Origin of the sequence: Streptomyces sp. NPDC087215 (assembly GCF_044744885.1) — a bacterium.
Lineage (GTDB): Bacteria > Actinomycetota > Actinomycetes > Streptomycetales > Streptomycetaceae > Streptomyces.
In genome coordinates this window covers 185,762-211,724 of record NZ_JBIUZD010000001.1, presented here as the reverse complement: position 1 = coordinate 211,724, position 25,963 = coordinate 185,762, and the positions used below count along the sequence as shown (strand labels likewise).

The 25,963-nt window shown below is 73.6% G+C and carries 24 protein-coding genes; 15 read left to right on the top strand and 9 right to left on the bottom strand.

Annotated features, from left to right (window positions below; genetic code table 11):
- Positions 1-9: 9 nt before the first annotated feature.
- Complete coding sequence (xylA, locus tag ACIO92_RS00885) at positions 10-1,179, bottom strand: xylose isomerase (protein ID WP_402280583.1); 1,170 nt, start codon at positions 1,177-1,179, stop codon at positions 10-12.
- A 761-nt stretch (positions 1,180-1,940) separates the two neighbouring features.
- Here xylA and xylB point away from each other — a divergent pair.
- Together xylB and ACIO92_RS00875 are read left to right on the top strand one after the other, a co-directional pair.
- Positions 1,941-3,419 carry a xylulokinase gene (gene xylB, locus ACIO92_RS00880; RefSeq protein WP_401236135.1) on the top strand — a complete coding sequence of 493 codons (1,479 nt, stop codon included), beginning with the start codon at positions 1,941-1,943 and terminating at the stop codon, positions 3,417-3,419.
- 487 nt (positions 3,420-3,906) lie between these two features.
- Positions 3,907-5,109: an ROK family protein gene (locus ACIO92_RS00875; RefSeq protein WP_401236133.1), complete on the top strand. Its 1,203-nt coding sequence runs from the start codon at positions 3,907-3,909 to the stop codon at positions 5,107-5,109.
- A gap of 67 nt (positions 5,110-5,176) precedes the next feature.
- On the opposite strand, the gene ACIO92_RS00870 is transcribed toward ACIO92_RS00875, so the two are convergent.
- A complete protein-coding gene (locus tag ACIO92_RS00870) occupies positions 5,177-6,166 on the bottom strand; it encodes a M23 family metallopeptidase (RefSeq protein ID WP_402280586.1) in 990 nt (329 codons plus the stop codon).
- On the bottom strand, positions 6,163-7,383 hold the full coding sequence (locus ACIO92_RS00865; RefSeq protein ID WP_401236129.1) for an SPFH domain-containing protein: 1,221 nt from the start codon (positions 7,381-7,383) through the stop codon (positions 6,163-6,165). The genes ACIO92_RS00870 and ACIO92_RS00865 overlap by 4 nt, the downstream gene beginning before the upstream one ends.
- 176 nt (positions 7,384-7,559) lie before the next feature.
- Between ACIO92_RS00865 and ACIO92_RS00860 the strand changes: the two genes are divergently transcribed.
- Positions 7,560-8,996: a WGR domain-containing protein gene (locus tag ACIO92_RS00860; RefSeq protein ID WP_401236127.1), complete on the top strand. Its 1,437-nt coding sequence runs from the start codon at positions 7,560-7,562 to the stop codon at positions 8,994-8,996.
- Positions 8,993-9,472 (top strand): hypothetical protein, encoded by a 480-nt coding sequence (locus ACIO92_RS00855; RefSeq protein ID WP_366440791.1) that lies wholly within the window; start codon positions 8,993-8,995, stop codon positions 9,470-9,472. Before ACIO92_RS00860 ends, ACIO92_RS00855 begins: the two co-directional genes overlap by 4 nt.
- Positions 9,473-9,536: 64 nt before the next feature.
- On the opposite strand, the gene ACIO92_RS00850 is transcribed toward ACIO92_RS00855, so the two are convergent.
- The 3 genes from ACIO92_RS00850 to ACIO92_RS00840 form a co-directional block, all read right to left on the bottom strand.
- Positions 9,537-9,959 carry a DUF350 domain-containing protein gene (locus tag ACIO92_RS00850; protein ID WP_366440792.1) on the bottom strand — a complete coding sequence of 141 codons (423 nt, stop codon included), beginning with the start codon at positions 9,957-9,959 and terminating at the stop codon, positions 9,537-9,539.
- Between the two features lie 212 nt (positions 9,960-10,171).
- Complete coding sequence (locus ACIO92_RS00845) at positions 10,172-10,774, bottom strand: HdeD family acid-resistance protein (RefSeq protein WP_366440793.1); 603 nt, start codon at positions 10,772-10,774, stop codon at positions 10,172-10,174.
- Positions 10,758-11,876: a hypothetical protein gene (locus ACIO92_RS00840; RefSeq protein ID WP_402280589.1), complete on the bottom strand. Its 1,119-nt coding sequence runs from the start codon at positions 11,874-11,876 to the stop codon at positions 10,758-10,760. Before ACIO92_RS00840 ends, ACIO92_RS00845 begins: the two co-directional genes overlap by 17 nt.
- Before the next feature lie 197 nt (positions 11,877-12,073).
- On the opposite strand from ACIO92_RS00840, the gene ACIO92_RS00835 reads away from it, so the two are divergent.
- Together ACIO92_RS00835 and opcA are read left to right on the top strand one after the other, a co-directional pair.
- Positions 12,074-12,625 carry a DoxX family membrane protein gene (locus tag ACIO92_RS00835; RefSeq protein WP_366440795.1) on the top strand — a complete coding sequence of 184 codons (552 nt, stop codon included), beginning with the start codon at positions 12,074-12,076 and terminating at the stop codon, positions 12,623-12,625.
- A 90-nt stretch (positions 12,626-12,715) separates the two neighbouring features.
- Positions 12,716-13,627, top strand: a complete 912-nt coding sequence (opcA, locus tag ACIO92_RS00830) for a glucose-6-phosphate dehydrogenase assembly protein OpcA (RefSeq protein WP_366440796.1) — start codon at positions 12,716-12,718, stop codon at positions 13,625-13,627.
- Positions 13,628-13,802: 175 nt separating this feature from the next.
- Here opcA and ACIO92_RS00825 read toward each other — a convergent pair whose 3' ends face one another.
- Positions 13,803-14,942, bottom strand: coding sequence for a cytochrome P450 (locus ACIO92_RS00825; protein WP_366440797.1), 1,140 nt, complete (start codon positions 14,940-14,942; stop codon positions 13,803-13,805).
- A 336-nt stretch (positions 14,943-15,278) separates the two neighbouring features.
- Between ACIO92_RS00825 and ACIO92_RS00820 the strand changes: the two genes are divergently transcribed.
- The 3 genes from ACIO92_RS00820 to ACIO92_RS00810 all read left to right on the top strand — a co-directional run bounded on the left by ACIO92_RS00820 (position 15,279) and on the right by ACIO92_RS00810 (position 18,057).
- The gene (locus ACIO92_RS00820) at positions 15,279-16,469 is read left to right on the top strand and encodes a cytochrome P450 (protein WP_366440798.1); all 1,191 of its coding nucleotides are present in this window, start codon (positions 15,279-15,281) and stop codon (positions 16,467-16,469) included.
- A 325-nt stretch (positions 16,470-16,794) separates the two neighbouring features.
- Entirely contained in the window at positions 16,795-17,076 is a 282-nt protein-coding gene (locus ACIO92_RS00815; protein WP_366440799.1) for a hypothetical protein, read from the top strand.
- Positions 17,077-17,466: 390 nt separating this feature from the next.
- Complete coding sequence (locus ACIO92_RS00810) at positions 17,467-18,057, top strand: lytic polysaccharide monooxygenase auxiliary activity family 9 protein (RefSeq protein ID WP_366440800.1); 591 nt, start codon at positions 17,467-17,469, stop codon at positions 18,055-18,057.
- A gap of 464 nt (positions 18,058-18,521) precedes the next feature.
- On the opposite strand, the gene ACIO92_RS00805 is transcribed toward ACIO92_RS00810, so the two are convergent.
- The gene (locus ACIO92_RS00805) at positions 18,522-18,872 is read right to left on the bottom strand and encodes a hypothetical protein (RefSeq protein WP_401236119.1); all 351 of its coding nucleotides are present in this window, start codon (positions 18,870-18,872) and stop codon (positions 18,522-18,524) included.
- A gap of 277 nt (positions 18,873-19,149) precedes the next feature.
- On the opposite strand from ACIO92_RS00805, the gene panD reads away from it, so the two are divergent.
- The 3 genes from panD to ACIO92_RS00790 all read left to right on the top strand — a co-directional run bounded on the left by panD (position 19,150) and on the right by ACIO92_RS00790 (position 21,974).
- Complete coding sequence (gene panD / locus ACIO92_RS00800; RefSeq protein ID WP_384852574.1) at positions 19,150-19,572, top strand: aspartate 1-decarboxylase; 423 nt, start codon at positions 19,150-19,152, stop codon at positions 19,570-19,572.
- A gap of 31 nt (positions 19,573-19,603) precedes the next feature.
- Positions 19,604-19,948 (top strand): GNAT family N-acetyltransferase, encoded by a 345-nt coding sequence (locus ACIO92_RS00795; protein ID WP_366440803.1) that lies wholly within the window; start codon positions 19,604-19,606, stop codon positions 19,946-19,948.
- A 634-nt stretch (positions 19,949-20,582) separates the two neighbouring features.
- Positions 20,583-21,974, top strand: a complete 1,392-nt coding sequence (locus ACIO92_RS00790; protein WP_402280594.1) for a transglycosylase family protein — start codon at positions 20,583-20,585, stop codon at positions 21,972-21,974.
- On the opposite strand, the gene ACIO92_RS00785 is transcribed toward ACIO92_RS00790, so the two are convergent.
- On the bottom strand, positions 21,855-22,883 hold the full coding sequence (locus ACIO92_RS00785) for a DMT family transporter (RefSeq protein WP_366440805.1): 1,029 nt from the start codon (positions 22,881-22,883) through the stop codon (positions 21,855-21,857). The genes ACIO92_RS00790 and ACIO92_RS00785 overlap by 120 nt on opposite strands.
- A 294-nt stretch (positions 22,884-23,177) precedes the next feature.
- Between ACIO92_RS00785 and ACIO92_RS00780 the strand changes: the two genes are divergently transcribed.
- The 3 genes from ACIO92_RS00780 (at position 23,178) to ACIO92_RS00770 (ending at position 25,961) form a co-directional block, all read left to right on the top strand.
- On the top strand, positions 23,178-23,891 hold the full coding sequence (locus ACIO92_RS00780; protein WP_401236114.1) for a (2Fe-2S)-binding protein: 714 nt from the start codon (positions 23,178-23,180) through the stop codon (positions 23,889-23,891).
- A gap of 60 nt (positions 23,892-23,951) precedes the next feature.
- A complete protein-coding gene (locus ACIO92_RS00775; protein WP_366440807.1) occupies positions 23,952-25,436 on the top strand; it encodes an SDR family NAD(P)-dependent oxidoreductase in 1,485 nt (494 codons plus the stop codon).
- Between the two features lie 354 nt (positions 25,437-25,790).
- Positions 25,791-25,961, top strand: coding sequence for a hypothetical protein (locus ACIO92_RS00770; protein WP_366440808.1), 171 nt, complete (start codon positions 25,791-25,793; stop codon positions 25,959-25,961).
- The last annotated feature ends 2 nt before the right edge of the window (positions 25,962-25,963 follow it).

The window sequence follows — 25,963 nt, the reverse complement described above, 5'->3', positions numbered from 1 at the left end:
GGGCCGGGCTCAGCGGACGCCGAGCAGGTGCTCCAGGGCCAGTTGGTCGAGGTGCTCGAACGCCATGGAGCGCGCCGCCGTGGCGTCCGGGTCGAAGGTCTCGTACGCGGAGGGGTCGGCGAGCAGACCGGCGAGACCGTCGGGCGCGGTGGGCACGGCCAGTTCCGGCAGCCGGGAGGCGGCCAGCGCACGGCCGACGTCCGGGTCGGTGCGGAAGGCCGCCGCGCGCTCCCTGAGGATCAGATAGGTCCGCATACAGTTCTTCGCGGACTCCCAGACCCCGTCGGCGCCATCGGTCCGCACCGGCTTGAAGTCGAAGTGGCGCGGCCCCTCGTACCCGGCCGTCTCCAACAGGTCCACCAGCCAGAACGCCTGGCGCAGATCACCCGCCCCGAAGCGCAGGTCCTGGTCGTACTTGATGCCCGACTGGCCGTTCAGGTCGATGTGGAAGAGCTTGCCCGCCCACAGCGCCTGTGCGACGCCGTGCGGGAAGTTGAGCCCCGCCATCTGCTCGTGACCCGTCTCCGGATTGACCCCGACCAGTTCGGGACGCTCCAGGCGCTCGATGAACGCCAGCGCGTGCCCCACGGTCGGCAGCAGGATGTCGCCGCGCGGCTCGTTCGGCTTCGGCTCGATCGCGAACCGCAGGTCGTATCCCTGCTCGGTGACGTACTCGCCCAACAGGTCGAAGGCCTCCTTCATCCGGTCGAGGGCGGTCCGCACATCCTTCGCCGCGCCGGACTCGGCGCCCTCGCGCCCGCCCCAGGCCACGTAGACGCGTGCGCCGAGCTCGGCGGCAAGGTCGATGTTCCGCAGGGTCTTGCGCAGGGCGAAGCGGCGCACGTCCCGGTCGTTGGCGGTGAAGGCGCCGTCCTTGAAGACGGGGTGGGTGAAGAGGTTCGTGGTCGCCATCGGCACCGCGAGACCGGTGCGGTCGAGGGCCGCGCGGAACCGCTCGACGGCCGTGTCGCGCTCACCGTCCGACGCGCCGAAGGGAATCAGGTCGTCGTCGTGGAAGGTGACGCCGTACGCGCCGAGGGCGGCGAGCCGTTCGACCGTCTCGACCGGGTCGAGGGCGGGGCGGGTGGCGTGGCCGAAGGGGTCGCGGCCCTGCCAGCCGACGGTCCACAGGCCGAAGGTGAAACGGTCCTCGGGGGTGGGGCGGAAACACTCGGACACGGCGGGTCCTCCTGCTGGCGCAGCGATTTGTTTTCTGGGATAACTAATCTCGCCCAGTCATACGCCACGGCGTCCCACGGCGCCAGCCCCCGGTGAGCCCCGAAGCCCCGGAGCCGAGAAGCTCCGGAGGTGAGAAGTCACCGGGGTCCCGGAGTTCCGGAGTTCCGGAGTTCCGGAGTTCCGGAGTTCCGGAGTCCCGGAGTCCCGGAGTTCCGGAGACGAGAAGAGGTGAGGACGTGCCCGCTGATCGCTCCGACACGCCCATCGGCCGTGCTTGCGCGCCCACGGATCTTTCCGGCGCGGCGAAGGGGCGCGCTGACGTGCCCATGGACCGTTCCGGGGTGCCGAAGAGCCGTAACGACATGCCCATGGGCCACTCCGGCGTGCCGAACGGTCGCACCGACACGCCCGAAAGCCGCCCCGGAGCGCCGACCGGCCGTGCCGGAACGTCCATCGGTCGCCGCGATGCGCCGACCAGTGGCATCGACATGCCGATCCGTGGCGCGGCTGCTCCCACCCGTCACTCCGGCGCCCCGACCACTCCCCGAGACACGTCTGCCGACCGGTCCGACGCACCCATCGGTCGGGCAGTCGGGTCCACGGACCCGTCCGAAGAGCCCATCGGCCGGGTGGACGCGCTCACCGCTCGGGCCGTCGGATCCACCGCTCGCTCCGGGGAGTCCACGGCCCGATCCGCCGTGTCCACCGGACGATCCGCCGGGCGACCTGCCGAGCCCGCCCGCTCCGGTGCCCGATCCGTCGTGATCGGGGTCGACAGCTCCACGCAGTCCACCAAGGCCGCCGCAGTGGACGCCGAGACGGGCGAACTCCTCGCCCTCGGCCGCGCCCCGCACACCGTCACCGGTACCTCCGGCGCGCGCGAGAGCGACCCCGAGCAGTGGTGGACGGCCCTCGGCGCCGCCGTCCGCGCCGCCGTCCGCACGGCGGGAGTCCCGGCCGCCTCCGTCACCGGCATCGCCGTCGCGGGACAGCAGCACGGGCTCGTCACCCTCGGCCCCGGCGGGCGCCCCCTGCGCCCCGCGCTGCTGTGGAACGACACCCGTTCCGCCCCGCAGGGCGCCGCGCTCGCCGCCCTGCTCGGTGGCCCCACGGCCTGGCCGGAGCGCACCGGATCGGTCCCCGCCGCCTCCATGACCGCCGCCAAGTGGCAGTGGCTGCGCGAGCACGAACCCCGCCACGCGGCCGCCGCCACCGCCGTACGCCTCCCGCACGACTTCCTCACCGAACGCCTCACCGGCCAGGCCGTGACCGATCCCGGAGACGCGTCGGGAACCTGCTGGTACCGGACCGGCGACGGCCGGTACGACCCCGAAGTCCTCGACCTGATCGGCCTCGACCCGACCCTGCTGCCCGCCGTCGCCCCCGGCGGAGCCACCCGTGTCGGCACCCTCGCCCCGGCCGCCGCCGAGGCCCTCGGACTGCCCACCACCGTCGCCGTCGCCGCCGGGACCGGCGACAACATGGCCGCCGCCGTCGGCCTCGGGCTCGGTGCCGGTGGACTCCTGGACCACCCGGTCGTCAGCCTGGGCACCTCGGGCACGGTCTTCGCCGCGACCCGCGCCCGCCCGGCCGACCCCGCGCTCGCCGGATTCGCCGCCACCGACGGCACGTACCTCCCGCTCGGCTGCACCCTCAACTGCACCCTGGCGGTCGACCGGTTCGCGGCCCTCCTCGGCCTCGAACGGGAGGATGTCCTGCCCGGCGCGAGCAGCGGGGTCGTCGTCCTGCCGTACCTCGACGGAGAACGCACCCCCGACCTGCCCCATGCCGCAGGGCTCGTCACCGGCCTCCGGCACACCACGGACCCCCGGGCTGTCCTCGGCGCCGCGTACGAGGGCGCCGCCTTCACCGTGCTGCGCGCCCTCGACCGGCTCCTCGTGGCCTGTGGCCTCGATCCGGCCGATCCCGCCGTACGGGACAGGCCGCTGCGTCTGGTCGGGGGCGGCGCGCGCGGACGCGCCTGGACCGAGACCGTGCGCCGCCTCTCCGGCCGCCCCCTGCTCGTCCCCGCCGCCGACGAGCTCGTCGCCCTCGGCGCGGCGGCCCTCGCGGCGGGCGCGGTGACGGGCGCCGACCCGGTGGCGCTGGCGCGCGACTGGGGCACGGGCTCGGGCCGGGAACTCCCCCCGGTCCCCCGGGACGAGACGACCTGGAACCGCGTCGAGGACGTCCTCTCGGCCGCCGCGCCGACCTTGCTGACGGGCGGGGAGACGAGATGACGGCCTGCCCCCGGACCGGCCTGCCCCCGGACCGGCGCCCCCGGACCGGCTGCTCCCGGACCGGCCCGCCCTCGGCCCGTCACGTTCGGGCCCGGTCCCGACCGCTGCCCTCAGCCCGCGCAGTCGCGGCCCTCGGCCCTGCCGGATCACCGCCCCCCGACGCAGCCTGACCCGGCCATGTTCGATCACGCTCCTCGGCCCAGCCGGAGCAGCACCCCCCAGCACCGCCCGCCGTGTTCCTCAGCCGTACCTGTACCCGTACCCGTAACCGCCCTCGACTCCGCCTCCCCCCCGATCGCCGCCCTGGCCGCCGCCGAGCACCTCAGCGACCTCGCCCGGCCCCGCCGCGCTTCCACCTCGCAGCCCACCCCGGCGCCGCCGGGTCGGCCGTGTCCCCACCCCGCGCAGCCCTCTTTCCCGGCCCCACCCGGCCCCCGATCCCGGTCGTTTCAAGTGAGCGAAAGGGGCGACTAGGCTCTCGCTCACCATGAATCAGCCCACGGAACCCAAGGCCGACAAGTCGGGAGTGCGCAGGCACAACCTGAGCCTCGTCCTGCGGACCGTCCATGACGCGGGCGAGACCACGCGCGCGGCCGTCGCCGCCCGGGTCGGCCTCACCCGGCCCGCCGTCTCCTCCCTCGTCGAGCAACTCCTCGACCTCGGACTGCTCGTGGAATCGGGCAAGACGTTCAGCGGGCAGGCCGGACGGCCGGGCACCGTCCTCAAACCGGCCGACACCGGGCCCGCCGGACTCGGCGTCGAGATCAACGTCGACTACGTCACCGTCCGCGTCGTCGACCTGACCGGCACGGACCGCGTCCGCCGCACCGCGCGCCTCGACAACCGTGCCGCCGACGCCCCCGAAGTCCTCACCCGCGCCGCCCGGCTCGCCGCCGAGGCGCTCGACACGGCCGCCGAACGCCACCTCACCCCGGCGGGCGCCGGACTCGCCCTCCCGGGACTCGTGTCCGGCGGCACCGTCCGGCAGGCCCCCAACCTCGGCTGGTACGACGTCCCCGCCGAACGCCTCTTCGGCGAGGCCCTCACCGCGCTGCGCCCGACCGCCGAAGGACTCGCGCTGACCTCCGACAACGAGGCCAACATGGCGGCCCTCGCCGAGCTGTGGTCCGGCGCCCTCCGCACCTTCCTGCACCTCACGGGCGAGATCGGCGTCGGCGGGGCGATCGTCGTCCACGGCGAACTCCTGCGCGGCGCCCACGGCTTCGCGGGCGAGATCGGCCATCTCGCCGTGGACGCGGCCGGCCCCCGCTGCCGCTGCGGCTCGCGCGGCTGCCTGGAGCAGTACGCCGGACAGGCGGCGCTCCTCGCGGCGGCGGGCGCGCACGGCGTCCAGGACCTGACGGACCGCGCCCGCGCCGGGGAGGGCCGGACGCTGACCGCGCTCGCCGACGCGGGCCGGATGCTCGGCCGGGCCCTGTCGGGCGCGGTCAACCTGCTCGACCCGGAGGCGGTCGTCCTCGGCGGCATCTACCCGCAGCTGATGCCCTGGCTGGTACCGGCCCTGACGGAGGAGCTGTCCTCCCGCGTCGTCTCCGGCCTCTGGACCCCGGAGTCCGGCCGTCTGCGCCCCGCCTCACCCGCCACCGACGCCTCCCGGGGCGCGGCCTCCCTCGTCCTCCACGACGTCCTGGCCGATCCGCTGGCCCACGCGAAGCCCTCGGGCGCCTGACCGGGAGGCGCCGCTGTACCGGAGGCACCCCTTGTAGGGAGGCACCCCCGTACAGGCGGCGGACCGTCTACACCCGCACGCCGTGCCCGCGCAGATAGGCCAGCGGGCTGACGTCCGAGCCGAAGGACGGAGAGGTCCGCACCTCGAAGTGCAGATGGGGGCCGGTCACCCGGCCGGTCGCGCCGGAGAGCGCGATCCGCTGGCCGCCGGACACGCTCTGGCCGGGCGTCACGTCGATACGGGACAGATGGGCGTACTGGCTGTAGCGGCCGTCCGGGTGACGGACGACCACCTCGTAGCCGTACGAACGCCCGTACCCGGCGGTGACCACCCGGCCGGGGCCGACCGAGCGGACCGTCGTGCCCGACGGCACCGCGAAGTCCTGACCCGTGTGATAGCCCTTCGACCAGGAGCCTCGCTGGCCGTACTGGCCGGTGAAGACGTACGAGGAGACCGGCGTCGTCCAGCCACGGGAGGAAGCGGTGGGCGGCGTCGGGGCCTTCGGAGGCTTCGGCTTGGCGGGCTTCGAGGGCTTCGAGGGCTTCGAGGGCTTGTCGGGCTTCGGCGACTGCGAAGGCCCCGCGATGCCGCCCGGCAGACCCGTCCGCTGCTCGTACTTCCAGGCGTGACCCGTCCAGTACCAGTGGCCGCGCGACTGGTACCAGTAGACGCGGTCCACGGCGTCCCAGCCCTGGCGCCCCCGGAACACCGGCTCGCCGGTCCTCCGCGCGCCCGGGACGGCTGTCACGAAGGCGCCGCTCCTCCGCTCGTACACCTCGGCGTGGCTGGTCCAGCGCCATGCGCCGGACTCGTTGCGGAACCAGTACTTCGAACCGTCCCATCCGGCGTGCGCGGGAGCGGGTTCGGCGGCGGCCGTGCCGGTGCCCGCACCGGCGAGCGCGACCGCGCCCACGGTCACGACGACGGCGCGGCGGACCCCGTGCAGGGCCGGTGCCGCGCGTCCGTCCGCCGTCGAGCGGCGGGCGGACGCGCAGCCCGCGCAGCCGCAGTCCGGGAGCGTCTCCTCGGTGAACGCGGGAGTGTCCACGATCCTCATCCCTCCTGGTCGGGGTCGGTCCGCCCGCCACTGCGGGTGTAGAAGGCCACGGTCAGGTCCTTGACCAGGGCCTGGCGTTCGAAGTCGTCGAGCTCCACGAGCCCCCGGGTGGTCAGCCGCGTCACCGTGTCGTCCACGGCGTCGATGACCCCGGTGAGCACCGAGTCCCGGTGCTTGGCGTCCAGGGCGGCGATCTGCCGCCGTCGCATGGCGGCGGCGACCTCGGGGGCGTACTCGATCCGGGTCGGCTGGGCGGAGAAGACGGCGATGCCGACCGGGCGGCACTCGGCCGCCAGCATCCGGGTCAGCGCGTCGCCGACCGCCTCGGCGTCCCGCAGGGTCGGCGTCTCGCCCCGGAAGGCGTCCGCGGGCAGCTGGGAGAGGACCCGGGCGGTCGCCGCCTCCACCTGCTCGCGCAGATAGCCGAGGTGGTCGTCGACGGCGAGCAGCGCGCGGGCGGTGTCCCGCACGGTCCAGACGACCAGGACGACCACGCGCAGGGCCGAGCCCTCGGCGTCGACCACGGCGATCGGTTCGCTGCGCCAGTGCCGCAGCCGGACGTCGACACGGCGGCGCAGGACGAAGGGGCTGATCCAGGCGAGCCCGGTGCGGCGCACACTGCCCCGGTAGCGGCCGAACAGCGAGAGCACCCACGCGGATCCGGTACGGCCCCGGGTGAGGCCGCCGAAGGAGACGACGGCGACGACGGCGCAGGCGGCGAGGGCCGCCCACTGCCAGAGCGGCAGTTGGACGTGGGGCAGCGGGCGGGCCCGCCACAGCGCGGCGGCGGCGCCGGTCAGCGCGGTCAGACCGGTGAGGACGGCCACCCAGCCGGGGAGGGCGGGTCCGGGCCGCTCCACGAGGTCGGGGTCGCCCGGCGGTGGACGGCGGGGGAGGGAGGCGGCGATGCCGGGGGTACCGGTGGTGGGCGGCCCCGTGGTCGTCCTCCCCGCGGCGTGCGCCGTTCCGGCCGGAGCCCTGCCCACCGGAGCCCTGCCGACCGGTGTCCCGCCGACCGGGGTCCCGCCGACGGCCGTCGCGCTCCGGACCTCCGGGCGCCGCGCCGTCGTGTTCCCGGTGGTCGTGCCGTCGGCGTCCGGCCGGGCGGACGCGGGCCGGACGGGGACGGAATCCGACCGGAAGAGGTCGTTCATCGGTATGCCGTCGGCGTGTCTGCGCGCGCGGACCGGCAGGGGCCGCTTCAGTGGCTCGCTCATGAGGCCCTTCCGGCCGCACGGGAGGTGACGGCACGTCGGATGATCTTCAAGGACCATCGTCACAGGGTTGAATGTCCGGATTGCCGCGCCGAAGGTCCCGAATCGCCGGGCCTTTGGTCCCTTGGCCATGACCTCACGAAGGGCTGTTGTCAGTGGGTGCCCCTACCGTTCTCACCATGACGACGACGACCTATCTGGAGCTGTCGCAGGACGGCGGCGGTGCCCACAAGTTCTACGAAGTGACCGTCGAGAACCTCACGGTGTCGGTCCGTTACGGCCGGATCGGCGCGGACGGACAGACCCAGCGCTCCACGTTCCCCACGGCGGCCAAGGCCCAGGCGGCGGCCGCGAAGAAGATAGGGGAGAAGGTCCGCAAGGGATACGCCCCCGCGGTCAGGGGACAGCGGGCCGCGCGGGCCGTGACGCGCCGTGAGGTCACCTCCGCGCCGTCCACCGCGCGGGCCGTCGCCCCCGTCCTCTGGCGCTTCCGGACCGGTTCGGCCGCCTTCGGCATCCATGTCGACGAGGAGCGCTGCTGGGTGGGCAATCAGGCGGGGGACGTCTTCACGCTCGACCGCTCCGGCGAGGTGCAGGCCCGCTTCAGCCTCCCGGACGGCGTCAAGTGCCTGGTCGCCGACGACTTCTGGATCTACGCGGGCTGTGACGACGGCAAGGTCTACGACCTGTCGTCCAAGCTGCCCTTCGCCGCGTACGACATCGCCACCGACGTCGACATCTTCTGGCTCGACATCCACGAGGGCGTCCTGCACGTGGCCGACCGTTCGGGACGGCTCACCGTCATCGACCACGAGGACGAGCACCAGTGGGCGCGCGGCGGCCAGGGCGAGCACGCCTGGATGGTCCGCGCCGACGGCGGCGCCGTGTACTACGGGGACACGCGGGGCGTCGCCGCGCACGCGCCGGACGGCGGCGGCGAGCTGTGGCACACGGCCACCGACGGCGGGGTCCTCTTCGGCTGGCAGGAGGACACCTCGGTCTACGCGGGCACCGCGCGCCGGAAGGTCCAGCGGCTCGCGAAGAAGGACGGGCGCGTCGAGGCGGTGTACTCCTGCGACGGACCGGTGTACTCCTGCGCCACCTCGCCCGGCGGACGGTTCGTGTTCGCCGCCGACGCCGCCTCCTCCGTCTACTGCTTCGCGGAGGACGGCACACGGCTGTGGAAGCTGGGCACCGGCGGCGGTTCGGCGCTCTCGATGCAGTACCGCGACGAGCGCCTCTACCTGGTGACCACGGACGGCTCGCTGGTGTGCGTGGACGCGAGCGAGGCGGCGATCGAAGCGGCCAAGAGCGGTACGGTCCCGGTCGCCCGGGACGTCAAACTGGCCGCCGCGCTCCCCGTCTACGAGCCCGCCACGACCGTCACCGCCGTGGCCGCCGTCAGTGACGCCCCGGCAGGATCGGTGGTCGTGGAGTGCTTCAGCGAGGCGGGCAGGACCCGGGTGCGGGTCGTCTCGCAGGGCTACGACTCCGGGTGGAACGTGCAGTTCCCGCGCGCGATCAGGGAGCCCGGCGCGCGGTACGTGGTCGACTCCCTGCACGCGGCGGCGGGTGGCTTCTACCGCGTGCGCGGTGACATCCGGCGGCTGCTGTGACCGCCGCTCCCGAGGGCGGCGGCGGGTTCGAGGCGGCCACCGGGGACGGGCCGCCGGTGGCCCCCGCCGATGCCGAACAGCGTTCGCGGGAGGTACGGGTGGCCCTCGACGGGCTGCTCCAGATCAGACGGCTGACCGGCTCCGGGGGCGCCGACCCGAAGGCGGTGCCCGCCGACTGGGAGCGGCGCCGTCCGGTCCGCGCGGTGGCCCTTGCTCTGGAGTCCGGCGGGATCGTGCCCTCGTCGGTGGACGCCTCGGGGGAGCGGACGGGCACCGGCTACCGGGTCCGGGCGGCCGACCGGCCGGAGGCGGTCGTCGTGGAGTGGCTGGGGCCGCCCGGCGAGGGCGCCGCACGGTCCGAGGCTGAGGCGCTGGGCGCGTGCGTGCCCGTCCTCGCCCGGCTCGGCTGGGAGGCCCTGCTCTACCGGGGGCCGCGCGGACGCCGCTTCCTGGAGGTGGAGCCCACGGGCGGCTGACGGCCGCCGCACGGCCGCAGTCCCGGTCGCGGCCCCGCCCGCAGGACGGCTGCCGGACGGTCCGTCAGGCGATCGAGGCCGACACGATCGCGGAGACCGCGAGGTTGCAGGAGGCCGTCACCCAGACCGCCGGATGCGGCTCCGGGTCCACCAGGGTCGCGCCCAGCTTCCCGGGGGTGACCAGGTCCACGACCAGGAAGGCCAGCGCCATCATCACCAGACCGAGCAGTCCGAACGCCGCGGTGGAGACGAGCCCCTTGCCGAAGTGGTCGTACGTGGTCCAGATCGAGGTGAAGACGATGCCGCCGATCCCGAGGAGCGCCGAACTGAGCAGGATCGCGGCGTTGCGGTTGCGGTCCTCCCAGATCTGGCGCCCGAGCTTCCCCGGGGTCAGCAGGTCCACGAGCACGATGCCGAGGATCAGCAGGACCACGCCGAGGGCGCCGTACGCGCCGGCCCGGCCGAGACCGTTGACGATGTCGCTCATGGGATTGCCGGCTCCGGAAGGTCACGATCACGGGGGATCGGGTGGTTCAAGGACCGGCAAAATGTAGCGCACGCGTCAAAGCCACCGCCGTCCGCCCGGAGAACGGACGGACGGCGGACGGGGAGTGGAGCGGGGGAAGGAGAACCACGGAGGACGGGGAGCGGAGGGAGACGGGGGCCTCGGAGGGCGGGGAGCCCGGTGGCCCGAAGGGTTCAGGCGCCCGTCGGCAGGTGCTTGGCCCGCGAGCGGACCCGGACGGCGGTGGCGATCTCGACCGCGCCGACGACGATCAGCCAGATACCGCCGAGGAGCGTCAGGACCGCCGCCGACTCCAGCGGCGACACGATGAGCACGACACCCGCGAGCGCGTTCACCACGCCGAGGAAGACCTGCCAGCCGCGCGCGGGCATCGCGGGATCGGAGCCCGCGGCCACGGTCTGCGTGATGCCACGGAACAGCCAGCCGATCCCGATCCAGAGCGCGAGCAGCAGGATCGACTGGGTCGCGCCCCGGAAGCAGAGCAGGCCCAGCAGGATCGACAGGGCGCCGCTGATGAAGGCCATCACCCGCAGCGCCGTACTGACGTGGGTACCGAAGGCGGCGACCAGTTGCATCACACCGCTGAACAGCAGGTAGAGGCCGAAGAGCACACCGGCCACCACCAGGGTGGCGCCGGGCCACACCAGCACCAGGACGCCGAGGACCAGGGACGCGAGCCCGGCGATCAGCAGTGCCTGCCAGGCGGCGCCCGCGAGCATACCGAGGGGGCCGGGCGGCACGTCCTCGCGCCGGGGGTCGTCATGGGTCTGTGTCATGGGGTTCGCGTCCTTTCGTGGAGTGGAACGGTCGGCCGAGGGACCGGGGCGGAGCAGGCCGGGGCGGGGCACGTACGGTCAGAGCGGCGTCGCGCACGTGCTGAGGAGAGCGCCTCGGCCAGTGCCACGCGCTCCCTCTCCGGGGGCCGACGCTCTCGTTCGGCGCGTGGATCGGACAGCCGGGTTCCTCGACGCCGATCAACGCGGCCTCGGCGCCGGGGAAGCGCCGGGCCAGCACTTCGTACAGGGAGATCGGACCGTCCTGCCCCGACTGGACCGTGTCCGTGCCGTACGCCTCGCGGAGCGGCGCCGCCGCGAGGCGTACGGCACGGTGGGCGGGACCGCCGGTGCGGGCCCGGAACGACCGGCCGAAGCCCTCCGGCTCCCCCTCCACCCGCGCGTCCCACGGAGCGGCGGAGACCAGATGGTCGGCCAGGGCGCGCCGGGCCTCGTCGGCGTCGGCGCCGACGCCGGGCGGGACACGCAGGCTGCCCCTGCCCCTGCCCCTGACCTCGGCCCCGGCCTTGACCTCGGCCCGGCCCCGTGCCTGCACGGCGGCCGAGGGGCCCACCACGGGCGGGCGGTCGATGCCGGGCACGGTGACGGCGGGCCGTTCCCACAGTCCCTCGGCCACCGAGCCCGTACCCGGGCGCGCGGGGAAGCCCCGGCCGCCCGGACCGCCCGGCGCCGTGAGGTGCATGGCGATGGCGCCCTCGCGGTCGGCGGCGCCCAGCCCGTACCGGCGCCCGTCGCGTCCGGTCGGCTCGAACGACGGGGTGCGCCGGGCGTCCTCGTCCGGCGGAGGCCGCCCGCCGTAGTGGCGGTACGGGAGCACAGTGGGCGCTCCCTCGGGCCCCGGCGCGTGCCCGAGGACGGCGTCCGTGCCGTCCGGGGCGGGCACCCGCCGCATGTCCCGGAGCCGCGCTCCGGTGAAGGCCCTTACGAGGAAGTCGGCGCTCCGCGCGCACCCCTCCGGCGGGGAGCGGCGCGGGTCGGCGACGGAACGCATCGGCACCAGCTCGGTCAGGTCCCGCTCGGCCCGGGGCGTCAGCGTCCGCACCTTCTCGCGCGGGGCTGCGGTCCGGCCGGACTCGGCGGTCATGCGTACCCACTTCCCTCGGGTCCGTCGTGCGGGCGACGCTCCACGACGGCTACGGCCCTCTCACCCAAGCACTCGGGGACAACTGCCGCAAAAGGTGACTCGTACGGAGCAACGGACCGGCCGCGGGGCGGCGGGGCGCGGCCGTGGAGGGGACAGTGGACGGCGTACGCGTCCGCCTCCCGCACCTGGAGAAACCCATGGGCCACCCCAATCGACGCGATCTCGGACTGCTCGTCCTGCGGGTCGGTACCGGTGCCGTGCTCGCCGCGCACGGCACCCAGAAGCTCTTCGGCTGGTTCGGCGGGGGCGGTCTGGAGGGGACCACACGGGCCATGGAGGCCATGGGCTTCCATCCGGGCCGCGAGAGCGCGGTCGCGGCGGGGCTCGGCGAGGCGGGCGGCGGCGCCCTCCTGGCCCTCGGTCTCGCCACCCCCGCCGCCGGAGCGGCGGCGGCCGGAGCCATGGCCGGAGCCGTCGCCGTCCACGCCCCGGCCGGGTTCTTCGCGCAGGGCGGCGGCTACGAGTACCCGGCCTTCCTCGGATTCGTCGCCGCCGCGATCGGTGTCACGGGCGCCGGGCGTCACTCCCTCGACCACGCCACCGGACACGTCCTCGACCGCCCGTGGATCGTCGCGGTCGCCTTCGTCGGCAGCGCGCTCGCCGTCGCCGCCGTGGTCGGCCGCCGCGCCGACCGTTCCGCCGGGGAGGACCCCGGGCCCGGCCCCGAGCCCGCGCCCGAACCCGTGTGACGCCCGGACCCGCGCCGGTGCCGGGGGTCCGCACGCGCCCGCCGCGCCGGAGCGTTAGGCTCGCCGCAGAGGAAGGGACGGCCGCCGCGCATGAAGATCGATCTGACGGACACCAACTCCAGCAAGATCAACAAGGCGATCCTGCAGGGACGCAGGGCCGTCGGCACCCCCGCCGTCGGGGCCGTGCTCACGCTGGTCGTCGTCACGGACGAGGAGAACGCCTACGACGCGGTCAAGGCCGCCAACGACGCCTCCCGGGAGCATCCCTCCCGCACCCTCGTCGTCATCAAACGGCACGCCCGCACGCCCCGCGAGCGGCACGAGACCCGGCTCGACGCCGAGGTCCGCCTCGGCACCGACGCCGGATCGGGCGAGACGGTCCTGCTCCGGCTGCACGGCGAACTCGGCAGCCGCGCCGACTCCGTCGTCCTCCCGCTGCTGCTGCCGGACGCGCCCGTCGTCGTCTGGTGGCCCGTCGACGCCCCCGACGTGCCGTCGCGGGACCCGCTCGGCTCCCTCGCCCAGCGGCGCATCACCGACATGTACGCGGTCGAGGACCCCATCGCCGCCCTGGAACGGCGCGCCGTCTCGTACGCCCCCGGCGACACGGACCTCGCCTGGACCCGGCTCACCCCCTGGCGTTCGATGCTGGCCGCCGCGCTCGACCAGGCGCCGCTGGCCGTCACCTCCGCCGCCGTCGAGAGCGAGGCGGAGAACCCCAGCGCCGAACTCCTGGCCCGCTGGTTCGAGGTCCGGCTCCGCGTCCCCGTCGAGCGGATCGTCACCGGCGGTCCCGTCGTCACGGCCGTCCGCATGGGCACCGCGGACGGCGAGATCCGCATCGACCGTCCCGAGGGGCCGGTCGCCCGGCTCGTGATCCCCGGCCAGCCCGCCCGGGTCCTCGCCCTCAAGGTGCGGACCACCGCCGAGCTGATCGCCGAGGAACTGCGCCGCCTCGATCCCGACGAGGCCTACGCGGCGGCCCTGCGCGGCCACGCCTGACCTGCCGCCGCCCCCGGACTCCGACCCGTACCGCGGGCCCGACCGGCCCCGTGACGCGCCGGGGACCGGCCAGAGGAGACCGGGGGAAGCTCCCGCTCGGGCACGGAACCCGGGGAGGAGCCGACGGGGACCGCACCCGGGGAAGGCCCGCCGGGTGCGGTTGGCGCGGTCGTCCCTACTTCCCGGACGCCCCCTCGGGCGTGAACACCACCGGCAGCGTCGCCATCCCGCGCAGGATGCCCTCGCGGCGGCTCAGGTCCGCGTCCGGGTCGGCGAGCCGGAGATCGGGGAAGCGCCGCAGCAGCGAGCCGAGGGCGATCCGGGCCTCCGCGCGGGCGAGCGGCGCACCCAGACAGAAATGCACACCATGGCCGAAAGCCAGTTGTTGCGGCATCTCGCGGCGTGCCACGTCGAGGATGTCGGGACGGTCGTAACGTCCGGGATCGCGGTTGGCCGCCGCGAGCCCGATGATGATCATCTCGCCCGGCGGGACCGTGACCCCGCCGATCTCGTACGCGTCCACGGTGAACCGGGCGACGCCACGGCTCACCGGACCCTCGAAGCGCAGCAGTTCCTCGATCGCCCCCGGCAGCAGCGAGGGGTCGTCGCGGAGCGCGGCGAACTGGTCGGGGTGGCGCAGCAGGGCGTGGACGCCGTTGGCGATGAGGCTCGCCGTCGTCTCGTGCCCGGCCAGCGTCAACAGGATCGTCATGGCCGTCAGTTCACGGTCGCTGATCCGCTCTTCGGCCTGCGCCGCGCACAGCGCGCTCAGCAGGTCGTCCTTCGGATCGGCCTTGCGCTGTGCGATCAACGGCTCGAAGAACTCGGTGAGTTCGGCGCGCGCCCGCGCTCCCTTGGCGAGCCGCTCGGGGGTGTTGGGCGGCATGATCAGGCCGACGGCGAGCCGGGCGAAGTCGGGCTGTCCCTCGGCCGGGATGCCGATGAGCTCGCTCAGTACGGCCATGGGCAGCGGCAGGGCGAACTCGGAGACCAGATCGGCGCTGCCGCGTGCCGCGAAGGTGTCGAGGAAGGCATCGGTGTGGGCCTGCACGCGGGGTGCGAACTGCTCCACCCGGCGGGCGGTGAACGCCTTCGACACCAGGTTGCGCAGCCGGGTGTGATCCTCCCCGTCACCGACGAGCATACTGGCCATCAGGACGTTGGTGCGCGCCTGGTGGGCCATCTCCTCCTCAAGTCCGTTGACCCCCACGGGACTGCTGCTGAGCCGGGGGTCGGTGAGCGCCGCCACGGCCTCGTCGTACCCCGTGACCATCCAGACCTCAAGGGTGGGATTCAGCCGTACGCGCTGAACCACCCCGTGCTCACGGATGCGCTCGAAGAGCGGGTACGGGTTGGGCTGTTGAGCGACGTTTACCGGGACATCGTGAATGATTGTCTGGTCTTGACCGGTCATCTTCCGTAACTCCCCGCAGCTTTGTGAAAGATCTCTGGCAGGTAGTCATACCAGCCACCCCAGTTGCGTGGTAGCGTCACCGGCGCTCGGCTCGAATGATGTACGGATGAAGCACCGGCGAACCACCGGTGTCGTGTCAGCGGGACGTTCCGCCCACCGGCGGCCGACGTTCCGCACCGCTCGACTCAGAAGCATTCAAGGCCTCAACCAGGCACTGTGCGCGGGAGGAGACGATTCGTGGAGCAAGCGGCAGCCGTGGACCCGATCTTGGATCTGGCCAGTCCGGCGAACCTGCGGAACCCCTACCCCGCCTATGCCTCGATGCGCGAGGCCACCCCCGTCCTGTGGCATGAACTGCTCGGTTCCTGGGTGCTCACCCGGCACGCCGACTGCCTCGCGGTGCTCACCGACAGCAACCGTTTCGCCTCCGACTGGCGCCGTGCCGGGGAGGACGTCCCCGCTCCGCTCCTCAGCGTCCAGACGCTCGATCCGCCGGAGCACACCGCCATCCGGCATCTGCTGCTCGACGGCTTCCGCGCCCAGGACCGCGCCGCGCTCCACGAGGAACTGGACCGCTGGATCGCCGACCTCCTCGCCGAGCTCGCCGGGCGTCCTTCCTTCGATTTCGTCGGGGAACTGGCCGAACCGGTCGCGCTCCGGTTCGTCACCGCGTTCCTCGGCGTACCGGCCCCCGGGCTCGACTGGTTCGTGCCCATGTCCCGTACCGTCGTGGACGGCATGGACGCGGGGCTGTGGCCGGAAAAGCACGAACCGGCCGTCGCCGCCCGCGCCAGGCTGGCCGAGTACGCGGGTGGCTGGCTCGCCGATCCGCCCAAGGACGGCCTCATCGCCCACGTGGCGGAGAACGCGCCGGGCAGCGGAGTTGCAGAAACGGTTCTTCGCAACAGTCTGCGGGCCGTCCTGCACGCGGGTTACGAATCCGCCTCCCGGCTCCTCGGCAACGCCGCCGCGGCCCTCCTCACCACCCCCGGCGCGCTCGCCGCGTTCCGGGACAGCCCGTCGACGGCCGTCGACGAACTCATCCGGTACGACGCGCCGGTCCAGGCGGACGCCCGGGTCTGCGTCACCGACACCGAACTCGGGGGCGTCACCCTGCGGGCGGGTGATCCGGTCACGCTCTTCCTGGGCGCGGCCCATCACGACCCGCTCCGCTTCGACCACCCCGCCGAACTGCGACTCGACCGCGCTCCGAACCCGCACCTCGGGTTCGGCCGCGGGGCCCATGCCTGTCTGGGCGCGTCCATGGCGATCCGGCTCACCGGATCGGTCCTCGGGGCCCTGGCCAGGGACTTCCCGGACGCACGGGCGGTCGCGGAACCCGAACGCCGGCGCAATCTGACCCTGCGCGGTCTCGACCGCTTCGAGGTGACGCTGCGTCCCGACACGGGGGAGGAGGTACGACCATGAAGTACTGGCACTGAAACCAGTGAGCGCGCGCCCGCCCCGGCGGCCGACGCGCCCGTGCACGACACGCGTGCACCCGCCGGAGCCCGAGTCGGCTGCACGTCTCGGGCTCCGGCCCCTTCCGTCCCCGGCGCGCCCAGGATCCCGAAGAGCCCTCCGCGCACGGGTGACATCGCCCGTCCGCCACGACTCCCTCCCGTACGGGCGAAGCACCCGCGCGGACGGCGCCGCGAGACCGGCGACCGCTCCCTCCGCGTGCCATCCTCGGACGAACCGCCCACCCTCTCGCCGAGCCGTGGGCCGCCGTCGCCCCGTGCGGAGGGACCTCATGCTCATCGGCCACGTCCTGCGGCACCACGTCCTGTACGTGACCCTCCACCATGAGCTCGACGTCACCACCAGGGCCGCCGCCGCCCTCCAGATCCAGACGCTGGTGCAGGCGCACCGGCCCGTCCGGGTGGTCCTCGCCCTCCCCGGCGCCGACCCCACGCCCGCCACCCTCAGCGCCCTCGCCCGCACCCGGCGCCTGTGCGCGAGCCTCCACGTCCCCCTGGTCCTCACCGGGGCCAGCGCCCGAACCCGCCGCCTCCTGGAGGCCACCGGCGAGTGAGTGCCCCCGAGGCCACCGCGCCTGCCGCCCGTGCGGGGAAAGCACCGTCGCTCTCTCCGGGCCCGGGGCGGGCCGCCGGAAGGCGTGTCGCTCTCCCCGTCCCGGGACACCGGCGGGTGTGGCCGCCCGGACTTCATCGGCCCGGGGCGCCGGGGCCACGACACGCGCGGGTCCGAATCCCCCGACCCGCCTTCTTCCAGCCACTCCTGACGATCCGCCATTGGTATGGACATGCCCAATCGTCGGGACTAGTCTCGAACTTGGTCTAGACCGCGTCGGACGCGTGCCTTCCGGTTGTTCCGTGCTGCCGTTCCGTCCCCACTGTTCCACCGGCAGTACGTCCGAGGCGCGCGCCCGCCCCCACCCGCACCTCGGACCACGGGAGCCATCATGCGCAAGAAGCTCACCTCGTTACTCCTGGGCCTCGGCATCGCCGGATCCACCCTGCTCGCCACCAGCGGCACCGCCCAGGGCCACGGCTACACCGACTCGCCCGTCAGCCGCCAGCAACTGTGCGGCAACGGAACCGTCCGCAACTGCGGACAGATCCAGTGGGAGCCCCCGAGCGTGGAGGGTCTCAAGGGATTCCCCTCGCGCGGTCCCGCCGACGGCCGCATCTGCTCCGGCGGCATCGGGCGCTTCTCCGAACTGGACGACCCGCGCGGCGGGAACTGGCCCGCCACCAGCCTGACCGCGGGCCAGAACCACACCTTCCTCTGGCGGATCAGCGCCCGTCACGCCACCACCGACTTCCGCTACTACATCACCAAGAACGGCTGGGACCCCACCAAGCCGCTGACCAGGGCGGACCTGGACCCGCAGCCGTTCCTCACGGTCCCCTTCGGCGGACGTCAGCCCGGCGCCACGGTCACGCACACCGGCGTCCTTCCCCAGAAGACCGGCCGCCACCTGATCCTCGGCGTCTGGACCGTCGCCGACACCGACAACGCCTTCTACGCCTGCTCCGACGTGCGCTTCTGACGCGTCTTCGTGCCGCGTGAACACCACACGCGGGCCCCGGGCCGGCCACCGGCCCGGGGCCTCCGCGCGCGGACGCCCCTTCTCCCCGCACCCGGAACGGCACGCCGGCGCCCGGGAGCGGAGTCCCGTGAGGCTCGGCCGTGACCAAGGCGTGAGCAGTGGTCAGCGGCTACCGCTGTTCTCGGCCATGGTCATCCCCGTGTCCGGCGGACTGCCCACCGATTCCCTGCGGCACGCTTCCGTGCGGTGGTCGTCGGAAGAGCGCCGACGCGCGGGATTCTTCCCGGTCGCGCGATACGTGAGAAGAACGCCGCGGCAGCCGTCGGTGACGGCAACGGCTGGCCGGGAGAACCGTTCAGAAAGCCCTTTGACAGCGAGGGAGATGACGATTTCGGTCTCGGGTCGGTGATGAGGGAAGCGGCAGGCGGCCATGCCTTCCCGGCGCGGGGGCGGTACGACCGTGGTCAGCACCGGCGGTGCCACCACGCGAGGCCCGGGTCCGTCGTCGGATCGTGGTGCGTCCGGGCGAGCAGCACCGAGTCCAGACGCACCACCCGGCCCCGGAGTTCCGTCGCGGCTCTCGGCGGCAGCAGGAGCAGTACGTCCGCCAGCCTGTCCCGGGCCCACCCCTCGCCGCAGCAGGGGCAGGCGAATTCGGCCTCCCACTGCTTCCACCGACGCCGGTGGCCATGGACGCGCACCGACCACACGCTCAGCGCCACCGAGACGGCACCCGGGGAGAACCGCTCCCGTTCGAGCAGTCGGACGGCGGCGTTCGCCGCTCCCGACAGACCCGGGACATCGCGGTACCGCACCCAGGGCTGTCCCCCGTGGTGTCGTCGAGGCCGAAGCGAAGCCGGTGCCCTACGCGGCACGGCCCCTTCGCATGGAGATCATGGCAGAAACGCTCTCATGGTTCGAGCCCCTCGGTGGGGACTTCACCGTGGCGCGGAGCCCGGCCGATCGCGTTTCAGGACTCCTCGAACCGGCCCGGTCGGCGGACTCGTGTGCGAAGTGCCCGGCGTTGTAGCCTGGAGGACAGCCCTTGACCTGCAAAACGCAGGCAGGGAGCCGATATTTTGGAGTCTTTCCATGCTTCGAACCCTCTTCAAGTCGAAGATTCATCGGGCGACCGTGACTCAGGCCGATCTGCACTACGTCGGATCGGTCACCGTCGACGCCGAGCTGATGGAGGCGGCTGACCTGCTGCCCGGTGAGCTGGTGCACATCGTCGACATCGACAACGGTGCCCGTCTGGAGACGTACGTCATCGAGGGCGAACGCGGCTCCGGGATCATCGGGATCAACGGCGCCGCCGCCCATCTGGTCCACCCCGGTGACCTCGTCATCCTGATCAGTTACGCGCAGGTCGAGGACGCGGAGGCGCGCTCCTTCGTCCCGCGCGTCGTGCACGTCGACGCCGACAACCGCATCGTGGAACTCGGGACCGACGCCTCCGCACCCGTTCCCGGGAGCGACACGGTGCGCGGTCCGGGCGCCGTGCCCGCGCGGTAGCCCGTCACCGTACGAGCAGAGGGAGCGGCGCATGGACGAACTGAAGATCGTCGACGACCGGTCGTCCGGACGTCTGGAGGCGTTCGAGGGGGAGACCCGCGTCGGCGCCATCGTCTACTTCGCCCTCGACGCCGAACCCCGCGCGCTCGTCGCCGTGCACACGGTCGTCGAGCGGGCGTACGAGGGGAAGGGGATCGCCGGGTCCCTCGCGCGCGAGTTCTACGCGCTCGCCGCCGCCGAAGGCGTTCCCGTCGTGCCGCTCTGTTCGTACGCCGCCGCATGGGCCGGGCGGCACCCCGAGGAGGCTCCGGCGGCGCCGCCGGAAGTCGTCCGTGCCGCCCAGCTCCAGCTGGAGGCCAGTCCGGGGCTGTGGTGACCGGGTCGCCGGGGCGCCACCCCTCCGGCTCCGGTCGCAGTCCGACCCGCCCCGCCCGTAGGAGACCCTGCCCGCAAGGGGCCGCCACCCGTAAGGGTCTCCCGCCCCGTAAGGGTTCCCGCCCCGTAAGGATTCCCGCCCCGTACAGGGGTTCCGTTCCGTCGCCCTGCCCCTACGGGTCTCGTCACCCCTCCCGTACGGGCAGACCGGGCCCCACCCGACCGGACCCCTCCCGTACGGGCCCGGCGGGCGGTCCGGCGTTCCGCGGGTCACCCTTGGAGGGCCGGAACCCGTCGACCCGGAGGACCTCGATGACCCAGCCCCATCCGGACCCGCTGCCGCCCTCGCCCCTCCCGTCGCCGGTGCCCTCGCCGCCGCCCGTACCCCCGCCCGGCCCGCTGCCCGGCCCGCCCGGACCGGGCCCCGGGCCTGCTCCCGTGCCCTCTCCCGAGCCCGTCCCCGGACCCGGTGGGCCCGTGCCGGAACCCGAGCCGCAGCCCCAGCCGGGCCCGGCCTGAGGGCTCCGCGGTCAACACCGAGCTGACACAAGAGGGTTGGTCTTCCGCGTATCACTTGTCACGGAACGTGCGCACCCCCTAACTTGGACCGCTGTCGCTGTGTTCAAGGGGGGCCCATGGCCGTACGCGGACGTCATCGCCGCCACCAGCCGAGCCGGATCAACCGCGCCTCGCTCACCGTCACGGCGGGAGGCGCCGGAATGGCGCTGCCGCTGATCGGGGCGGGGAGCGTACAGGCCGCGTCGCTGGACGTCTGGGAGAAGGTCGCGGCCTGCGAGTCGACCTCCCACTGGCAGATCAACACCGGCAACGGCTACTTCGGTGGACTCCAGTTCACCCAGTCCACCTGGGAGCGGTACGGCGGCACCCACTACGCGCCGCGCGCCGACCTGGCCTCCAAGGACCAGCAGATCGCGATCGCCGAGCGCGTCCTGAAGGGCCAGGGCCCCGGCGCCTGGCCCGCCTGCGGCGCCCGAGCGGGGCTCACCCGGGGCGGGGACGCACCGGACATCAGCCCCGGCGCCTCCGGCGCGAAGGCATCCGGCGGGAACGCGGCGAGGACCACCTCCCTGCCGGGCCAGCGCGCCCTGCCCGAGCGCACCGCGCGGAACGTCGGCCCGACCGCCGTTCCGACCGTCCGCGAGATGTACACGGTGACGCCCGGCGACTCCCTGTCGAAGATCGCCCGCGAGGAGCGCGTCAGGAACGGCTGGAAGGGCCTGTACGCCACCAACCGGACCGTCGTCGGCGACGACCCCGACCTGATCCACCCCGGCCAGCGCCTGACCCTGCGCATCGAGGCGCCGAAGAAGCCCGCGGAGCCGGTCGGTACGACCCCGCCGAAGGCAGCCGTCAACACCCCGAAGCCCGGGCTCAAGGGGCCGAAGACCGTCACGAAGCCGCCACGGGCCACGCCGCCGAAGGCCACGCCCGCACCCCGGTCCGACGTGCCCCGCACCCGTCCGGCGACGGCCCCGTCGGATGCGCGCACCGACACGAAACCGGTCACGAAACCGGTCACGAAGCCCGTGGCCAAGCCCACCGAGGAGGCCAAGCCCCAGCCGAGGCCGGTCTCCCGGCCGCGCCCGGCCGAGGCGGACGAGGACCGCTACTCCGCCCCCGTCTCCTCCGACATCGGCACCCGCTACGGCAAGCCGGGCTCCTCCTGGTCCAGCGGCTACCACACCGGCGTCGACTTCCCCGTCCCCACCGGCACCTCCGTGAAGGCCGTGTCCGGGGGGCGGATCGTCGCCGCGGGCTGGGGCGGCGCGTACGGCTACCAGATCGTCCTGCGCCACGACGACGGCCGCTACAGCCAGTACGCCCACCTCTCCGCGCTCACCGTCCGCGAGGGCCAGCGGGTCACCCCGGGGCAGCGGATCGGCCGCTCAGGATCGACCGGCAACAGTTCGGGACCGCACCTCCACTTCGAGGTCCGGACGGGTCCCGGGTACGGCTCCGACATCGACCCCCTGGCCTACCTCAGGGCCCGCGGCGTCACCTTCTGACGCCGGGGAACCGGAGGGGCCCGAAGGCTTCGGGGCCTCCGCGTCCGGTGCCGTCCCGCCCGGGGACGGCACCCCCGTCGCGGGGGGCGCCATCCGGTCCAGGGTCAGCTCCACCAGACCGCCGGCCGCCACCGCACCGCAGATCAGCGCCGCCACCGTACCGGCGGTGCCGTAGCGGAAGCTCTCACCGAACAGGGTCAGGCCCACGGTGGCGGCGACCACCGGGTTGACGACCGTGACGGTCGCCAGCGGTGCGGCGAGACCGGCACCCCGGTACGAGGCCTGGGAGAGCAGCAGCCCGGTCACGGCCAGTGTCGAGAGCACGAGGAGCCCCGTCCACTCGGCGAGCGGCGCCCCCGGGGTCCAGCCCTCGGCCACCGACTTGGTGAAGACGGAGGCGATGCCGAAGGAGACGCCCGCCGCCGTGGCGAGCACGACGCTGCGGAGCACCGACCGGCCGATCAGGTGCGCGACCGCGAACAGGACGCCCACCAGGCCGAAGGCGGAGAGCGCGAGCAGCCACCGGTCCCCGTCGGCCAGGGACCTTCCCCCGGCGCCGCTCGCCAGGCTCAGGAGTCCCGCCAGGCCCGCCGTGGCCATGACGGCACCCCGCCAGGCCCGCCGCCCCGCCCCCCGGCCGACGAACAGCGCCGCCATGGGCAGCGCGAACACGATCGTGAGCGCCCCCAGCGGCTGCACCAGACTGAGCGGCCCGTACGCGAGCGCCGCGACGTGCAGGGTCGCGCCGAAGCCGTTGAGCAGGACGGACCCCCACCAGGCCCGGCTGCGCAGCGGCGCGTAGCGCGGACCGGCGGCGGAGGCCGCGACCCGCTCCTGCACGATCGCCGCGCCCGCGTAGGCGACCGCGGAGACCAGGGCCAGGAGGACGGACAGCAGGAGGGGACTCATACCTTCCACGATCTCTCCGACCGGCCGATCGCGTCGTCGTCCCAGGGGACGTCTTCACCGCTACCGCCGACGTGGTACCCGGCTCCGCCGTACGCCGTGGGATGTACACCCGTGCAGGTCAGAACGGGTGTAAAGGGTCTTTTCATGTACTGCCGGAGGTGCGGGGAGGCCGATACGGTGGACGGAGAAAAAACCGGAATCCGACAGAAGGCCGACGTGCCGGAGCGCCACGGGCACCGGCACGGCGGCGGCGGTCGGACAGAGCCGGTCGGACAGGACCAGGGGGAGTCACGCGTGGATCTCGTCGAGAGCGGATCGGTGGGCGGTTTCTTCGCGCTGCGGACCGCACCGCCGGAGACCGGCGGTGCCCACCGCCCGCTCGCCCGTCTCTACGCGGGGGAGGACGGACCCCTCCACGCGCGCGTGGACCGGGTCGCCGCCCGGCTCCATGCCCCCGAGCGACGCGTCGGCGCTTCCGTCGCGCACCTCGGACTCGCGGCCAGGCTCTGGTCCACCGCGCTCGGACCGGCCGCCCTCCACGGCGCCTTCCCCGACCTCGATCCCGCGGCACTGCACTGGGACGGGGCGCTGACCTCGCCCGACGACCTGTGGTGGGACGGTTCCGCGACCCGACCCGCGACCGTGGCCGAGCTGCGCGCGGCCGTCCAGGAGGCACACCTGGTCCCGCTGCACGCGGCCTTCGCCCGCGACGGACGCGTCTCCCCGCGCCTGCTGTGGGGCAACGCGGGCTCCGCCCTCGCCGGCGCCCTGCGCGAGCTGACCCGCTGGGCCCTCGCCCACGGCCGCCCGGAGGCCGCCGAGCGGGCCGCCGCGCTGGTCTCCGGCCTCCTGGAGCACCCCGACCTCGCGGGCACGGTCCGGGGCCCCCGGCTGCGCCGCGCGAGCTGCTGCCTGTACTACCGCTGCCCGGGTGGCGCTCTGTGCGGCGACTGTGTCTTCGACCACGCTCCCCGTACGGGTTTGGAGGCGCGGCCCCCCGCTCCGTAAAGTTGCTCCTTCGAGAGCCCACGACCGGCGACGTACGAGCGAACGAGGAACCCGAAGGCCATGACGGTGACCGAAGAAACCCAGGACTACGGGCCGGGCGTCGACCCCGAGCGCCTGGCCGTCTGCCTCAGCGTCCTCGACGAACTGGACAAGCTGGAGGTCGACCACCCGGACGCGATCCAGGTCCGGCGCGCCACCGCGGGCATCTACCGGACGGTGAAGCAGCGCCGCCGCCAGGAGCGCAGGGCCGCCAAGACCGCCAACGACAAGGCGGTCACCGAGGCCACGGCGACCGGCTCGGCGCAGCGCATCGACGACGAGACCGAGGGCCTGCTGCCCTCCTCCGTGACGGAGGAGGGCCGGATCGCCGGGATACTCCAGCGTCCCCGCTCCTGCTACGTCTGCAAGACGCGGTTCGTCGAGGTCGACTACTTCTACCACCAGCTCTGCCAGCCGTGCGCGGCCGAGAACCGGGCCAGGCGCGAAGCCCGCGCCGACCTCACCGGCAAGCGGGCCCTGCTGACCGGCGGCCGGGCGAAGATCGGCATGTACATCGCGCTGCGGCTGCTGCGCGACGGCGCCCACACCACGATCACCACCCGCTTCCCGAAGGACGCCATCCGCCGTTTCAAGGCGATGGAGGACTCCGCCGAGTGGATCCACCGCCTGGAGGTCGTCGGCATCGACCTGCGCGACCCGGCCCAGGTGGTGGCGCTCGCCGACCGGATGACCGAGGACGGCCCGCTCGACATCCTGGTCAACAACGCGACGCAGACCGTGCGCAGGCTCCCGTCCGCGTACTCCGCGCTCGTCGAGGGGGAGAGCGCGGCGCTCCCGTCCGGTGAGCTGCCCGCCCACCACGTCATCGGCGCCTTCAACTCGGGCGCGGTCGGCGAGCTCGTCGGTTCCTCGGAGCTGCCCGTGGGCGTGCGCGACCTGGAGGCGCAGCAGGTCGCCGACCTCGCGCTCGTCGCGGGCAACGCCAGCATCGCCAAGCACCTCGACGGCACCGCCATCGACGCGGGCGGTCTCGTGCCGGACGTCGTCGACAGCAACACCTGGGTGCAGAGCATCGAGCAGATCTCCCCGGTGGAGCTCCTCGAGACCCAGCTGTGCAACTACACGGCGCCGTTCATCCTGATCAGCAAGTTGCGTCCGCTGATGGCCGAGGCGGCGCGGAAGGCCGCGAGCGGGCGTTCCTACGTCGTGAACGTCTCCGCGATGGAGGGCGTCTTCAGCCGTGGCTACAAGGGCGCCGGGCACCCGAACACCAACGCGGCCAAGGCCGCGATGAACATGGTGACGCGGACCAGCGGCGAGGAGATGTTCAAGACCGACGGCATCCTCATGACCTCGGTCGACACGGGCTGGATCACCGACGAGCGCCCGCACTTCGACAAGCTGCGGCTGGCCGAGGAGGGGTTCCACGCCCCGCTCGACCTCGTCGACGGCGCGGCCCGGGTGTACGACCCGATCGTGCGCGGCGAGGAAGGCGAGGACCTCTACGGGTGCTTCCTGAAGGACTACGCCCCCGCGAACTGGTAGTCCCGCGAACCGGTGGCCCCCGCGCACGAGTGGCCCCCGCGCACGAGTGGTTCCCCCGCACGAGCGGTCCCCGCGCACGGCAGTGCCCGTGCGCTTCCCGAGAGCGCCCCCTCCGCCGGAGGGGGCGCTCTTCGGTTTCCTTCACCCGATCGCGTCACAGTTGGCGGCCCGGTAGAGCGCGGCTGCGCTCATTTGGTTACTCTGATGTTCACGGTCGGCCACCGAGGAGACACACCGTCCTCACGGCCTTCCCGGGACCGGTCCTCCACCAAGGCCGCGGTCCCGCCCGACGAACGGCGCCACCGCGACCGACCGGCACTTGTCCCACAGGTACGCGACACGAAGGAGTGCGCGGTGACACCCGAACTGACGAAGAAGGAACCGCGACCGGCCCCGACCAAGGAACGGCCGCGTCGCAACGGAGAGCTGGGGAGCCTGGAGGTCTGGGCCCGCTCGGCCCCGATCAGGCTCGCGGGCTACGAGGACGATCTCGCGGAGCCGCACATCCTGCCCGGCATCGACTGATC